We start from the raw sequence: 14,600 nt of genomic DNA on the forward strand, positions 1-14,600 counted from the left end.
AAAGTAGCGATTAAGGACGGCCACATGTTGAGCAGAAGCTTCTTAGCGGCAGCGTTCGTGTTCTCCCTCCTCGCCACCGGCTGCGTCGCCGGTACCTCGGGAGCCGCGGAAGGCGGCAGCGACCAGCCCTTCGAGGGTGAGGTCGAGTTCTGGACGATCAACCTGAAGAAGAACTACAGCGGCTACATCAACGGCCTGATCGCCGACTACCAGAGGCGGCATCCCAAGGTCACGATCACCTGGGTGGACGTGCCCGGCCAGGAGAGCGCCACCAAGCTGCTGGCCGCCGTGGCCAGCGGCGAGGTACCCGACGCCGTCAACGTCAGCTCGATCGAGCTGGGCCGCTTCGTACCGTCGCTGGAACCGCTGGACGCCTACTTCGACCAGAGTGCCCTGGCCGACTTCCAGGCGAACCTGGTCGAACCCCTGCGCACCGGCGGCAAGCTCTACGCCGTGCCCTGGTACAACGGCGGCGCTCCGGTCGCGATGTACCGCAAGTCGGTCATGGACCGGGTCGGCTTCGACCCCGCCAAGCCGCCCACCGGCTACGACGAGGCGCTCGCGCTGGCCGACAGGGTCTACGAGAAGACCAAGGTCAACGGCTTCAACGCGCTGCCCGACCACAACACGCTGCGCTACTACGGCATCGAGCTGCTCAGCCCCGACAAGAAGAGGGCCGCCTTCAACACGCCCGAGGCCGTCGCCGTCCTGGCGAAGTTCAAGAAGAGCTACGAGGCCAGGGGCATCGCGCCCGGCGCCGTCTCCAAGGACGTCCGCAACCTCCCGCAGACGCTGGAGAACGGCCAGGTCGCCTTCAAGGCCCACGCCAACGCCGCCGAACTGCTCAACGTGCAGAAGAACGCGCCGGACGTCTACAAGGACCTCGTGGTCACCCCGCCGGTCCAGATGAGCACCGGCGGCAACCTGCTCCTGGCCCAGCAGGCGTTCTCCATCCCGAAGGCGTCCAAGCACAAGAAGGCCGCCGCCGAGTTCATCAAGTTCTTCACCAACGGCGCCAACCAGCTCGCCTTCTGCAAGATCGTGCCGATCTACCCCTCGACGGTCTCCTCGACCAAGGACGCCTTCTTCACCGACGTCTCCGGCGCCGACCCCATGGCCGTGGCCAGAAGCGTGATCGTGAAGGGGCTGCCCGAGCTGAAGTACGTCCCGATCGGCACCGCCAAGGACGCCGAGCTGGGCGAGCTGATCTCCGAGGAGGTCAGGGCCTTCCTCACGGGTACCAAGAGCGCGAAGGAAGCGCTGGACACTGCAGAGAAGCGATGGAATGACGCACTTGCCTAAGCTCAGAGTAGGGATCATCGGCACCGGGATCATGGGCCGCGGGCACGCGGAGGTGCTCGCCGCCCACCCGGACGCCGAGCTCACCGCGGTCAGCCGGAACCCGCTGGGGGAGGCGGCCGTCTACTCCGGCTACCGGGAGCTGATCGCCTCCGGCGACGTGGACGCCGTCTCGATCACCACGCCCGACCACCTGCACGCCGACATGATGGTGGCCGCCGCGGAAGCCGGGCTGCACATCCTGGTCGAGAAGCCGTTCACCACCACGGTCGCCGACGCCGACCGCGCCGTCGCCGCCATCCGGCGGGCGGGCGTGGTCGCGATGTGCCTGTTCAACCACCGCTGGGTGCCCGCCTACGCGCAGGCCAAGGAGCAGATGCCGCTGGTCGGCGAGCCGGTCGTCGGCTACGCGCGCAAGAACGACACGATCTTCGTGCCCACGGAGATGATCCGGTGGGCCGACCAGACCTCGTGCGCGTGGTTCCTGTCCAGCCACGACATCGACCTGGTGAGCTGGTTGTTCGCCGACCGCGTCGCCGAGGTCTTCGCCACCGCCCGGTACGGCAAGCTGCGCGGCCTGGGCATCGAGACCCCCGACGCGATGCAGATCCAGGCGCGCTTCTCCCGGGGGGCCGTGGCCACCTTCGAGTCGGCCTGGATCTATCCCAACACCTTCCCGACCGTGGTCGACAGCTACGTCACGGTCGCCGGTGAGGACGGGGTCATCCAGCTCGACCGGCAGAAGGAGAACATCCAGCTCGCCACCGCCCGGGGATACACCTATCCCCGCAACATGCTCCAGCGCGTCGTGCACGGGGTTCCGGCCGGGGCCTACCGGGACGCCATCCATCACTTCGTCGACTGCGCCCGCACCGGGGCCGAGCCGTTGATCAGTGTCGAGAGTTCGCGTGATGTCACCGCCGTCCTGGCCGCCGCGCACGAGTCGGCGCGGACGGGGAGGCCGGGGACCGTGGCATGAGTGGATATGTCGAGAAACCGCCGCATGTGCACCCCACGCGGATGCGCCACATTCCCGACGAGGATCTGCCGCCGCTGGGCCGTACCTGGAGATGGGGAGAACCCGTCCCGGCCGGCATGCCCGCGGCCGGCGCCGACGACCTGATCGGGATCGAGGTCGACTTCCTGGACAAGGGGCATGGGCGCTCCCGGTTGTACGGGTTTCACTACCTGCGCTGGATGACGCCGCTGATCGCCGCCTACGCCGAGACCGGCGCGCAGCGCTACGCGGACGCCTGGGAGCGGCTGTTCCGGCAGTGGTACGCCGCGCGGGACCAGGTCAAGGGGGACTGGCCGGGGCTCGACGTGGTCTGGTACTCGCTCGGTGTCTGCGCTCGCGGGATGTACGTCACGTATGCGCTGCGCGTCTTCGGCGACGCGCTGGGGGAGGCGTGCCGCGGGGAGATGCTCAAGACGGTCATCGGGGGCGCCCGATGGTCGGCCGAGGAGCACGACGCGTTCCGGCATGGCAACTGGCAGTTCGCCACCGTCTGCGAATTGCTGCACCTCGCGCGGGTCTTCGCCGATCTGCCGGAGTCCGGCTCCTGGGCCGAGGTGGCGCTGGCGCGCATCCACGAGCATCTGGAGCGCGACGTCCGTGACGACGGGGGACACCACGAGCGCTCGCCCGGCTACCACCTCATGTGCCTGGACGCGCTCAAGCGGGCCGCCGCCGTCGAGCCTTCCCTGGCCGCCCATCCGCGATATCTGGCGATGTACGGCTGGCTGTCCGCGTTGACCACTTCCGGGGGATGGGTGCCGCATCTGCAGGACAGCGGCGTGGTGTGGCCGGAGGGCGTCGCCGCCGGTGAGGCGTCGGTCAACCTGGAGGCCAGCGGGTATGCGGTGATGCGGGGCTCCGGGTTTCACACGGTGGTGAACTATGGGCCTTATGTGGGGCATGAGCTGGAGCCGCACAGCCACCACGCGGTCCTGGACTTCGTGATCGAGGGGTGGGGGGTGCCGCTGGCCTGGGAGGGCGGCGGGCCGCCGTCCTACGACGATCCGGCGTACTACTCCTGGTACCAGGCGACCGGGGCGCACAACACGGTGGTGGTGCCCGGGCTCGCGTATGCGGAGGAGGGGCGGGCGGCCGGCTGCGACCTGTTCCGGACAAATGATGATCTGGTGGTCTTCGCGGGGCACCACCACGCTTACGGCCGGCGTCACGACCGGCGGATCGTCTTCGTGAAGGATCCCGGCTACTGGGTGATCTCCGATGGCATCGCCGCCGAGGCGATCTGGACCGTGCACGGCCTGTCGCCCTGGCGACCCTTCGGCGATGGATTCATCACCGAAAAGGGTCCCGGACTGCTGGCCGTACCCCTGGAACCGCCCGAGGAGGTCCTGCACGGCAGCGGCCCCGCGCGCATCCCCGACCCCTCGACCAGAACCGCCGAATACGGTCAGATCCACTCACTCGGCCTGCGCCGCGCCGACGGCCGGTTCACCGTCGGCCTGTTCCCCTTCCGCTTCCGCGACGAGCCCCCCACGATCCCCGACGGATGGACGGTCCATGCTGATCGACGCTGACGCGATGCTCGGCCGCCACCCCCGCAGGGACGTCGGCGCGGGCACGGTCACGCAGGCGCTGGCCGACATGGACCGATTCGGCATCGCCGAGGCCCTCGTGACCCACAGCTGGTCATGGCTGCACGACCCGCACCGGGGCAACCTGCGCGTCGCCGACCTGACAGCGGCCGAACCCCGGCTGCGCCCGTGCTGGGTACTCCTCCCCGACACCTGCGGCGAAACGGAGCACTTCATCACCAACGCCCTGGAACACGGCGTGGCCGCCGTCCGCGCCTACCCCGCCGACCACGGCTACGACCTGGCCGGCCCCGACGCCGCCCCCGTACTGGACGCCCTCGCGGAAGCCGGCCTCCCGCTGTTGCTCGACGCCCCCCAGATCACCTGGCCCGCCGTCGAGACCGTGGCCGCCGCCCGCCCGGCCCTGTCCGTCGTCGTCGGCGGCCTCGGCTACCGCCTGCTCAGGCAGGCCGCGGGCGTGCTCACCCGCACCACCAACGTCCACCTCGGGCTGGCCAACCTCTCCTCCCACTGCGGCCTCGAATGGCTCGTCGAGCGGTACGGCTCCCGCCGCCTCGTCTTCGGCACCGGCGCACCCGCCCGCGACCGGGCCGAGTCGATCACCCGGCTCCTGTGGTCGGAACTGGACGACGCCGACGTCGCACTCGTCGGCGCCGGAAACATACGGAACCTGCTGCGCCAGGAAGCGAGGGCCGCGTGAGCGTCATCGAGACCGCCGTGTGGAACCGCCGTCCCCAGACCGCCGTGCGCATCGTCGACGCCCACGCGCACGCCGGGCCGTACAGCCTGTTCTTCATCCCCGAAGCCGGGCCCGACGCGATGACGCGCGTCATGGACCGGTGCGGCGTCGCGCACGCCGTCGTCTCCAGCCACCTCGCCATCCAGCTCGACGCCGCCGAGGGCAACGAGCAGACCGCGGAGATCGTACGGCGGGCCCCCGGCCGCTTCACCGGCTACCTGACCGTCAACCCCTGGCAGGACCCGGCGGGCGAACTCGCCCGCTGGGGTGACGACCCGCGCTTCGGCGGCATCAAACTCCACCCCGACCTGCACGACTACCCGCTCACCGGCCGCCGCTACGCACCCGTGTGGGAGTTCGCCGGCCGTACCGGCTGCCCCGTGCTGACCCACAGCTACGACGCCTCGCCGTACAACTCCCTGTCGCACGTGGAGGAGGTCGCCGTGCGGCACCCCGCGGCGACCATCCTGGCCGGGCACGCCGGAGCCACCCCGCTCGGCTTCGACCTCGCGATCGAAGCCGCCCAGCGGCGTCCCGGACTGGTGCTGGAAATCTGCGGCTCCTTCAACAGCGGCGCCGACATCGCCAGAATGGTGCGTGAGGTGGGCACGGGCCGGGTGGTCTACGGATCCGACTTCCCGTTCATCGATCTTCGCATGTCGCTGGGCCGGGTAATCTTCAGTGGCCTTTCTGAGGAGGACCGGGCCGCGGTGCTCGGCGGGACGATGACGCACCTGCTGCAGTGGCGATCCAGACTGGGGAGATAACGATCATGGATCGGTTGCGATCCGAGGCACGCTCGCGAGTGGCCATCGGCGTCATCGGGCCACCCGACCTGGTCGAGCAGATCATGATGATCGGGGCCGACCTGCCCGCCGCGGCCGACTGGCGGCTGGTCGGGGCGCCTCTGGCCGGCGAGCACGAGACGTACGAGAAGTTCTCGAAGATCGCCGACACCATCGACGTGGTGCTCTTCACCGGGCCGCTCCAGTACGACCTGGCCCGGCAGGCCGGGGAACTGCCGGTGCCCGCGACATTCGTGCCCATGAGCGGGGCCAGCCTGTACGCCGCCCTGCTGCGGGGCGTGCTCAACGAAGGGATCGACCCCGCGCGCGTCTCCATCGACTCGCTGCCCGCGGCGGACGTCGAGGAGGCGTACAGCGAGATCGGGATCAGCACCGCCTCGGTCCAGGTGTCCTCCTACGATCAGCCGGAATCGGCCCGGGGGTTCGCCGGCTTCCACGAGCAACTGTTCCGCCGGGGAGCCACCACGGCCGCGCTGACCACCATAAGGAGCGTGGCCAAGGCGCTGACCGCCTCCGGGGTGCCCGTCCTGAGGGTGCTGCCCACCTCCCACACGCTCCGGCTGGCCCTCAACACCGCCGCCCTGCTCGGCACGGGGAGCCGGTTGGAGGAGGCCCAGATCGCGATCGCGGTGGTCGAACTGGCGGCGTCGGCCCGGCCCAGCTATTCGGGGCCGGGGAACTACTGGCAGCAGGAACTCAAGCTGTCCCTTCACCAGTCGCTGCTGGCCGACGCTCGGGTCATGGGAGCTACCGTCACACCTCGCGACGAGAACGCCTATGTCGTGACAGCCACCGTGGGGGCGCTTGCACAGGCCACCGACGGGTTCCGGGTAGCGCCGTTCATGGACCGGATCCGGTCAGAAGCCGGAGTACCGGTGGAGGTCGGCATCGGCCTCGGCACCACCGCCCGGGACGCCGACGCGAACGCGCTGGTGGCCGTGGAGAAGGCGCGCAACGCCGGCGCGGCGGCCGCCTACCTCGTAGGAGGCGACGGCACGGTCCTGTCCCTGCCCCTCCGCCAGCGCCGCCGGGCAGAAGCGGAACCGGTCATCGCCACCAAGGGGGCCAAGCTCTTGGAACGCCTGATCGGCGGCCTGGGCGACGGGCCGGAGGCGTTGGTGGTCGACGCGGAAATCGTGGCCGACGTCCTGGCCATAGCGCCCAGGTCGGCACGGAGAGTACTGCAAAGCCTGGCAGAAGAGGGCCTGGCCTGGCCGATGCCCCCGGTAAAGGGCTCCCAGGCAGGCCGACCCCGCCAGCCGTACCGGTTGGTCAGACCTTAAGGACCTCGCTCCGCCCGGGCGCCCTTGATCTGTGCGCGCCTTCGGCGCGCGGCTTGCGCGCTGGGTTGACGGGAGGACGAGGGCACCTGGCCGGGACGAGCGCAGCCCGGATGAGACGTCATTAGCAGATCGAGCGGACCCAGTCCTGAGTGGATATCCTGGTCCCCTGCGTGGCCCTCATCGTGATGCTGGAGTAAGCGCAATGAGATACTCCAGCGACCGTGTAGAAGTTATTGCTCACGATATCAATTGACTTGATCCAGTACCAGGTCGTGCTCGAATCCACGCGATACCAGAGATCCCAGCGCCCGGGCGTGAAGTTGTATCCGTAAATTTCTATTGGCCCGTAGAAAGCTTCTCTGACGGTGTCGATGCAGACCCGCCACCATATGCTGGCGCAATTAGGATTTCCTTTTGTCCAGTCCGCGTGTGCGCCTGGCGTCAGGGAAAAGAACGAAGCCACCAGCAGCACGGAGACCAGCGACAGCCTAGCTACCACCCGCCGAAAACTCGCCACAACTCTTCACCGCCTCCACAAGCGTGGACATGTCCCACTGACAGGCTCCTAGAGTCGCCCCCCACGGGTGTTACGGCAAGGAGTGCCCCGGCTTGCCCGGGAGCTACATTCATCTGGCACGTTTTGAAGGAAGAGCGAGAATGCCGCTTTGGATCTTTTCCGGCAAGCGTTCTCTGCCCGCCGCACGATCGCCGGACAGCTCTACAACGCCAAGGACCACTGTTTGAGCGGCGGGCCCCGCTGAGGCACCGCTACCCGAATCCCGAATGATCCGAACTTAGAACATGCCCTAGCCCGGAGCGTCATTCCAGGCCACCAGTCCTAGACGCGCTGGGAGCAGGCTCCCGGCCGGCAATCTCCCGCGCGGACGATGTTTGCCGACCCGCGCCCAGAGTGCTGCGCGGCAAACCAGTACCAGCTTATTGATCTTGTGACAGGATCGCGAGATGCTGCGACTCACCGACTTCATCATCGACTGCCCGGATGCGATGAAACTTGCGGGCTTCTACTCCAAGGTGACAGGTCGCCCGATCAAGGAGGGCAGCCACGAGAACTGGGTCGGCATTCAGTTCGGCGAGATCGAGCTGGCCTTCACCCCGGTGGAGGACTACCGAGCCCCGCGGTGGCCCGACAGCGAACACCCCAAGCAGTTCCATCTCGACTTCGAAGTCGACGACATCGAGGCCGAGCAGAACCGCGTCCTGGTTCTCGGCGCGTCCCTGCAGCACGACTCCATCGGCCCCGACGGCTACGGCTTCCGCGTCTACACCGACCCTGTCGGCCACCCCTTCTGCCTCTGCCGCAACAAGGGCGTCATCTGGACCGACCAGGGCCTCATCTGGCCCAAGCGCGCCTAGCCCACCCCCCGGACGCCGCTCATCTGGGCCGATCTACGGGACGGCAACGGCGGCGCAGGGCCGGGGCGAGCGCACGTAGCGCCCACGCTCCAGGTCGTGGAGGCGGCGCCCATGCAGCGGCCGGCGCGAGGTCGGCGAAGGTGGCGCCGAACATGACGGCGACGCCGAGGGGCCACACGAGGGTCGCCGCGGCGTAGCCGGCGCCGCTGTGCACGATGGAGCCGAGGCCGCCGCATTGATCCAGAACGGCAGGCCGTACCCCTGCTGGACCAGGATCCCGGCGCCACCGTAGAGACCGGCATCGGGACGGGTCCCGGAGCGGCAGCGGTCGAATGTGCTGACGTGTTCACCCGGTCGCGGAACGCGGAGAGTCGGATGAGAAATCCCGTACGTGGAGGCGCCCTAGCTCTGGCCGCTGTAGCGCTGGCGGCATCGTGTACGTCAGGCCCGGGCGGGGAACGCGGCAACCCGGCGGCCTCGGGCTCGCCGCCGGTGACAACCACGCCGACCCCGAGCGTGCTCGATCTCAGCGGCGATCCGCGGGCCCCGGCGCCCCTGAGGTTCGACGGCAACGCGGCGCACACTCTGCCGACCGGCCGCGGGGGCTTCCCCACCCTTGCTTTGTACGGCCGCGCCGCATGGTTGTCGCACGCGTCCGGCGTGACGGTGTACGACCTGGCCACGGGTAGAGACGTCGCCGATCTCGCAACCCAGCACCCACCTGTGTACGACCTGCCGAGGCCGGGAGACCTGAGCAAGAAGCAGCTCACGATGATACGAGGCCGCATAGCCTTCCCCGCGTTGGCGGAGATAGGCGGCGAGCCGGCGATGCTCACCGTCGTGCCGGTGAAGCTCGCCAGGCGGCAAGCCGGGTTCGAGATGATCGCGGCGCGAACGGACGACGGCAAGCTGCTCTGGCGGCTGCCCGTGGACATCTACGGTGAACCGGCCGGCAAACTCGGCTCCTTCCACCTGTCGGCCGCGGAAGGCGTGGCGAGCGTCACCTGGTCGGAGGACGGCAAGGTGACCGGCTCCTTCGCGGTTTCCCTGGAGGAGCCGCGCGTCCTGTGGCAGCGCAGGAACTTCTGGGCGATCGGCAGATCCGGTGACGCTCTGGCGGGCTTCCGCCATGAGACGGACCGGGACTACGCGTTGACCGGGATCGGCGCGCGAGACGGCCGTGACCTGTGGGTGAAGGCGATACCGGGCGGCGCCACCTGGGAGATCAGATCGAACGGCGGGCCGTTGGTCCAGCTCGTGGACGACAGCGCGCAGGCGCGGTTGGTCGATGTCGCGACCGGCGACGTCATGCTGCCCAAGGGGAACGGCCTGACCAAGCGCATGACCTGCGATCACGGCGATGGCGGCACCGTTCTGCTGTGTGCCTCCAGGCAGGACGGGGCGTTCGCGCTGGACTATGCCGGAAAGATCCTGTGGCGCCGGTCGGCGGGTGACGGCCCGGAAAACTGGCAGGCCACCGTGGTGGCCGAGTTCAAGGATCTGTTCTACGTCAAAGGCGACGACGGGCCGTTCGTCGTCGACGGGCGCACCGGGAGAACGGTCAGCGCCGGCGCCGGGGTGGTCCCCGACCGCGTCAACGCCTATGCCGCGCTGGTCTACACCGACCGCGGCGCGGAGATCCATCCTGCCACCTCCTAGACGCGGCTTTACCGCGCGATCAAGCTGGTCGCGAACACGGGCGCCAGATAACTGACGGAAATGGGAGCACCAGGTGAACCGCACCATCCGTACCATGGACGATGTCATGGGCCTGCTCGATCGGTTGTTCGCGGCCGAGGCGGACCGGTGGACGGAGAACGCGGCACCCTGGTGGGACCGGTTCTACGACGACCGCTCCAAGGCGGTCCCCTTCTTCGTGAGCAAGCCGGACGAGAGCCTCGTCTCCTACCTCGACCGAGGGCTGCTGGTGCCCGGACGTGCCCTGGATCTGGGCTGTGGACCGGGTCGCAACGCCATCCACCTGGCTCTGCTCGGCTTCGAGGTGGACGCCGTCGACCTGTCACCCACGGCCGTGGCCTGGGCCGAGGAGCGCGCCGGCCAGGCGGGGGCGAGGGTCCGGTTCCACTGTGGTGACGCCTTCACCGCCACGTTCCCGCCCGGCCGCTACGACCTGATCTACGACTCCGGCATGCTGCACCACCTGCCCCCGCACCGCCGCGTGAGCTACCTGAGCCTGCTGAACCGGCTGCTGGCCCCCGGAGGCCACTTCGCCGTGAACTGCTTCAGCGGCGAGGAGATGGGCTCACCAGCACCGGATGAGACGCTCTACCGTGAAGGCGCCCTGCATGGCGGCCTGGCCTACACCGCCGAGGAACTGCGCTGGATCTTCTCCGACTACGTTGAGGTCGAGCTGCGCCAGATGCGGGCGCAGCCGCCCGACGCCCCGGTCTTCGGCGTTCCGTCGCTGCTGGCCGCGCTGTTCCGCCGGCCATCGCCGTACCCGCCAAGCCTGGCTCAGCGGAAGGAGCGGCGGTAGGCGGCCGGGGTGGTGTTGAGGGCGGTGTGGAAGCGGCGGCGCAGGTTGACCGCGGAGGAGAGGCCGACGCGGGTGGCGATGGTCTCGACCGGCAGGTCGGTGTCCTCCAGCAGCGCGCGGGTGGCGGCCAGGCGGCGTTCCAGGAGCCAGCGGGCCGGTGGGACGCCGAGCTGGTCGGCGAACTGGCGGGTGAGGGTGCGGGGGGAGACGCCGGAGAAGGCGGCCATGTCCTCGACGGTGATGGGGTCGCCCAGGTGGGCGAGCAGCCATTCCAGCAGGCCCGCCAGGGAGTCGGGCATGGGGCCGGTCGTCGGGAGGGGAGGGTACTGGCGCTGGCAGCCCTCGCGGTGCGGGCCGGCGGCGAGCTGGCGGCCGATGCGCATGGCGTGGGACGCGCCGTGCTCCTGGAGTACCTGGTGGAGGCAGAGGTCGAGGGTGGCGGCCGAGGCTCCGGCGGTGGCGACGTCGCCGTGGTCGACGTAGATGGCGGTGTCGTCGGGGACGATGCGGGGGTGGCGCGCGGCCAGGTCGGCGGCGAGCTCCCAGTGGACCGAGGCGCGGCGGCCGTCGAGCAGGCCGAGGGCGGCGGGGATGTAGATCCCGGCGCAGACGGCGACGATCCGGCCGCCTCTGGCGTGGACCGCGGCGACGGCGTCGAGTACGGCGGGCGTGGGGGCGACCGTCCAGCTGGCGATGAGGACGGTGTCGGCGTCGTCGAGGGCGTCGAGGCCGTGTTCGACGTGGATGGGGGAGCCGAGGGTGGTGGTGAGCGGGCCGGGGCGTTCGGCGCACAGGCGGAAGCTGTAGTGCTGGGGGATCTCGCGGCCCTGGTAGCCGAAGACCGCCGACGCCGAGGTGACCGGGTAGAGCTCCTGGTTCTCGCCGACCAGGGCGACCACGCGGTGCGGGTTGGGCGGGGGCGGCGGTGGCGGGCACATCGGGAGCGTCACCGGGCGCTCGGTCAGGGGTCGCGCTAGGAGCATGGCGTAAATGTACCTAATGATGTCACCTGGGACACCAGTGCTCTGATCTGGAAATATCCAGACTTGGTGTCATGTGGACGAGGAACTTCACCCTCTACTTCGGTGCCCGGACGGTCTCGCTGCTCGGTGACGCCATGATGCCCGTCGCCGCCGCACTCGCGATCGGCCAGGTGTACGGCATCGCCGGAGTCGGCTCTGTGTTGGCCGTCTGGACGGCTTCCGCTGTCCTCGTCATGCTCTTCGGCGGCGTCTTCGCCGACCGGTTCGGCGCCAGGACCGTGATGATCACCGCGGACGTGCTGCGGATCTTCTCCCAGGGCACCGTGGCGTTCGCCTTCCTCGACGGCGCTCCGCCGTACGCCCTGTTGCTGGCGACGGCGTTCCTGTCCGGCATCGGGGCCGGGCTGTTCGAGCCCGGCGTGAACGGGATGGTGCCGCTCGTCGCCCGGGATCCGCAGCGGGCCAACGCCACCCTGAAGATCGCCGAGGCGATCACTCAGCTGGCCGGCCCGGCGCTGGCCGGGATCCTGGTGCTGGCGGCCGGTCCGGTCTTCGTCTACGCCTTGGACGCGGGAACGTTCCTGGTCAGCGCGGTGTGCCTGCTGCTGGTCCGCGTCGCCGTACCTGAGCGGGAGCCCGCGGACGTGCTGAGCGATCTGCGCCGGGGGTGGCACGAGTTCAAGGCCAGGACCTGGATGTGGTCGGTCATCCTGGTGTGGGTGTTCTGGGGGGTTCTGGTGATCGGGCCGTCCGTGCCGTTGTCGTCGCAGGTCATCGGGGCCGACTACGGCTGGGTGATGGCGGCGCTCGGCCTGGGCACGGTGGGCGGCGGGCTGGTCGCGATCCGGCTCCGGCCGCGCCGGCCGCTGGCGGCGGGGGCGGTGGCCCTGACCGGGTACGTGGCGGTGCCGCTGACGGTCGCCCTCGGCTCGCCGCTGCCGGTGCTGATGGCCGGGCACGTGCTCGGGGGGATCGCGCTGGCGTTCTGGTCGGTGATGTGGTCGACCAGCGTGCAGACGCAGGTCGCGCCGGACGTCCTCAACCGGGTCTCGGCCTACCAGATCGCCGGGTCGGTCGCGGGCATGGCCGTCGGTCAGGCGCTGGCCGGGCCGGCCGCCCTGCTGGTCGAGCCGCGGGCCTTCCTGATGGGCTCGGCGCTGGTGACCCTCGGCGTGGCCGCCGCGCTGCTGCTGATCAGGCCGGTACGGGAATTGGGCCGTCAGCCGATGGGAGAGCAGCCTGCCTCGGTCTCGGCCGGCGCGCTCACATAGGTGGTCATAAGTACGAGGCCGGCAGCCCATGCCGGCCTTTTTCGCATTCTCCCCGAACACGCGTTGATTTACTGACGACATGACACCGATGCCGTCAAATCATCATATGAGGGGTGGGGGTCGGTCCTTCATTCGACCCCCTATTACCCCCCTGCGGGGCATTTGGGTCCCCGGCGCCTGGAGATGCGGTCGGCACCCATAGATCCACGAATCCGGCCTCTACCATCACAGACTGCAGTCTCTTATCTGCGCCTTATCTGGAAAGTCACCTTCCCGATCCGGGAAGTCACGCAAAGTAGGCGCGCGAGACACAGGGCACTGTCACGCTAGTCAAGCGGCGAAGTTAAGCGGCGAGCCCGGCGATGTGACACTGATCACGTTGACTTAACAAAGACCGTCAACCCACGATCAAAAAGGATGGAAAAGAAGCCCGCCAGAGCTCTTACCACATGCGCAAATCAGGTCACTTCCGACTTACTCGGAGTATGGGCGGGATAACTGTCACAGCATTGGAGAAGGCTTCTATGACTACCCTTCCGACAATTCCCTTCAAACGCGACAGCCTCCTCGACGTGCCCACGGAGTATCGGGAGCTCCGGCAGAAGGAGGGCATCGCGCGGGTTCGCACCCAGATGGGCCATGAGGTCTGGCTGGCCACCGGGTACGAAGAGGTCCGCAAGCTGTCGGTCGACCCCAGGCTCGGACGCTCCCACCCGGAGCCGGAGAAGGCGGCGCGGGTGTCGAGCTCGGCCTTGACCGGCGGCCCGATGGGAGCCCTTGCCCAGAGTCGGAGCACCCGGACCGACATCGCCACGGAACGGGCCGAGCACGAGTACATGCGCAAGCTGATCATGAAGTCGTTCACCGCCCGGCGGATGAGGGCACTCAGCGACCACGTGGGCTCGCTGGTCGACGAGCGGCTCGATCGCTTCGCCACGCTGCCGCAGCCCGCGGACCTGCACGCCGAGCTGGCCCACCCGCTGCCGCTGCTGGTCATCTGCCAGCTGCTCGGCGTGCCGTTCGAGGACCGGGAGTTCTTCGGCGGCATGTCGGGCCGCATGGGCGACATGCTCGACCCGGGCAAGAGCCAGGCCGCCCGCAACGAGATGACCGAATACATGTCGGCGCTGATCGAGCGCAAGCGGCGGGAGCCGGCCGAGGACCTGCTCTCGGACCTGGCCAGCGAACTGGACGAGGTCGGCATGATCGCGGAACTGGCCGGCACGGTCCTGTGGGCCGGCCACGAGACCACGGTCAAGCGCATCGACTACGGCGTGCTGTTCCTGCTCACCAACCCCGACCAGCTCGACCTGCTCAAGGCCGACCCGGGGCTCGCCCCGGCCGCGGTCGAGGAGATCCTCCGCATGGCCTTCACCAGCGTGAGCGGCATGCCGCGATACGCCCACGAGGACGTCGAGATCGGCGACGTGACGATCCGCCGGGGCGAGGCCGTCGTGCTGCTGCTGGGCGTGGCCAACCGGGACGAGCGCATCTACGACGACCCGGACGCGTTCGACATCCGCCGCCCGCAGACCGACCCGAACCTCAGCTTCGGCCACGGCCCGCGCCTCTGCGTCGGCGCCAACCTGGCGAGGGTCGAGCTGACCGCCGTGTTCAGCAGGCTCTTCCAGCGCTTCCCCAACCTGCGGCTGGCCGTACCCATGGAGGAACTGCCCCGCATCAAGGGGATGATCGAGCACGGCTTCGCCGAACTCCCCGTCGTCTGGTGAGCAGTCAAGAGATGCCGGCAAGCCCGGCGACGCCCTCGGCCGGGTCGAAG

Annotated in this window: 12 protein-coding genes; 11 read left to right on the forward strand and 1 reads right to left on the reverse strand. The window is 69.0% G+C overall.

The genetic code is table 11. The annotated features are described in order from the left end of the window. The first annotated feature begins 24 nt into the window (after positions 1–24). The 9 genes from FVE25_RS20510 to FVE25_RS20550 all read left to right on the forward strand — a co-directional run bounded on the left by FVE25_RS20510 (position 25) and on the right by FVE25_RS20550 (position 10,566). Positions 25–1,302 carry an ABC transporter substrate-binding protein gene (locus tag FVE25_RS20510; protein ID WP_157248620.1) on the forward strand — a complete coding sequence of 426 codons (1,278 nt, stop codon included), beginning with the start codon at positions 25–27 and terminating at the stop codon, positions 1,300–1,302. Beyond that, positions 1,286–2,278, forward strand: coding sequence for a Gfo/Idh/MocA family protein (locus FVE25_RS20515; protein ID WP_157248621.1), 993 nt, complete (start codon positions 1,286–1,288; stop codon positions 2,276–2,278). The genes FVE25_RS20510 and FVE25_RS20515 overlap by 17 nt, the downstream gene beginning before the upstream one ends. Further along, positions 2,275–3,849, forward strand: a complete 1,575-nt coding sequence (locus tag FVE25_RS20520; protein WP_157248622.1) for a heparinase II/III family protein — start codon at positions 2,275–2,277, stop codon at positions 3,847–3,849. Before FVE25_RS20515 ends, FVE25_RS20520 begins: the two co-directional genes overlap by 4 nt. Next, positions 3,833–4,567, forward strand: coding sequence for an amidohydrolase family protein (locus FVE25_RS20525; RefSeq protein WP_157248623.1), 735 nt, complete (start codon positions 3,833–3,835; stop codon positions 4,565–4,567). Before FVE25_RS20520 ends, FVE25_RS20525 begins: the two co-directional genes overlap by 17 nt. Continuing rightward, the gene (locus FVE25_RS20530) at positions 4,564–5,373 is read left to right on the forward strand and encodes an amidohydrolase family protein (RefSeq protein ID WP_157248624.1); all 810 of its coding nucleotides are present in this window, start codon (positions 4,564–4,566) and stop codon (positions 5,371–5,373) included. The genes FVE25_RS20525 and FVE25_RS20530 overlap by 4 nt, the downstream gene beginning before the upstream one ends. A gap of 5 nt (positions 5,374–5,378) precedes the next feature. Next, the gene (locus tag FVE25_RS20535) at positions 5,379–6,695 is read left to right on the forward strand and encodes a transcriptional regulator (protein ID WP_157248625.1); all 1,317 of its coding nucleotides are present in this window, start codon (positions 5,379–5,381) and stop codon (positions 6,693–6,695) included. Between the two features lie 963 nt (positions 6,696–7,658). Beyond that, the gene (locus tag FVE25_RS20540) at positions 7,659–8,069 is read left to right on the forward strand and encodes a VOC family protein (RefSeq protein ID WP_157248626.1); all 411 of its coding nucleotides are present in this window, start codon (positions 7,659–7,661) and stop codon (positions 8,067–8,069) included. A gap of 492 nt (positions 8,070–8,561) precedes the next feature. Continuing rightward, positions 8,562–9,728, forward strand: coding sequence for a hypothetical protein (locus FVE25_RS20545; RefSeq protein WP_157248627.1), 1,167 nt, complete (start codon positions 8,562–8,564; stop codon positions 9,726–9,728). Positions 9,729–9,822: 94 nt separating this feature from the next. Beyond that, entirely contained in the window at positions 9,823–10,566 is a 744-nt protein-coding gene (locus FVE25_RS20550) for a class I SAM-dependent methyltransferase (RefSeq protein ID WP_246267229.1), read from the forward strand. Here FVE25_RS20550 and FVE25_RS20555 read toward each other — a convergent pair. Continuing rightward, complete coding sequence (locus FVE25_RS20555) at positions 10,545–11,549, reverse strand: GlxA family transcriptional regulator (protein WP_219825581.1); 1,005 nt, start codon at positions 11,547–11,549, stop codon at positions 10,545–10,547. The genes FVE25_RS20550 and FVE25_RS20555 overlap by 22 nt on opposite strands. Positions 11,550–11,620: 71 nt before the next feature. On the opposite strand from FVE25_RS20555, the gene FVE25_RS20560 reads away from it, so the two are divergent. Together FVE25_RS20560 and FVE25_RS20565 are read left to right on the forward strand one after the other, a co-directional pair. Further along, entirely contained in the window at positions 11,621–12,820 is a 1,200-nt protein-coding gene (locus FVE25_RS20560; RefSeq protein WP_157248629.1) for an MFS transporter, read from the forward strand. Positions 12,821–13,344: 524 nt separating this feature from the next. Beyond that, a complete protein-coding gene (locus tag FVE25_RS20565; RefSeq protein ID WP_157248630.1) occupies positions 13,345–14,550 on the forward strand; it encodes a cytochrome P450 in 1,206 nt (401 codons plus the stop codon). The last annotated feature ends 50 nt before the right edge of the window (positions 14,551–14,600 follow it).

The organism is Nonomuraea typhae, assembly GCF_009760925.1.
Classification (GTDB): domain Bacteria; phylum Actinomycetota; class Actinomycetes; order Streptosporangiales; family Streptosporangiaceae; genus Nonomuraea; species Nonomuraea typhae.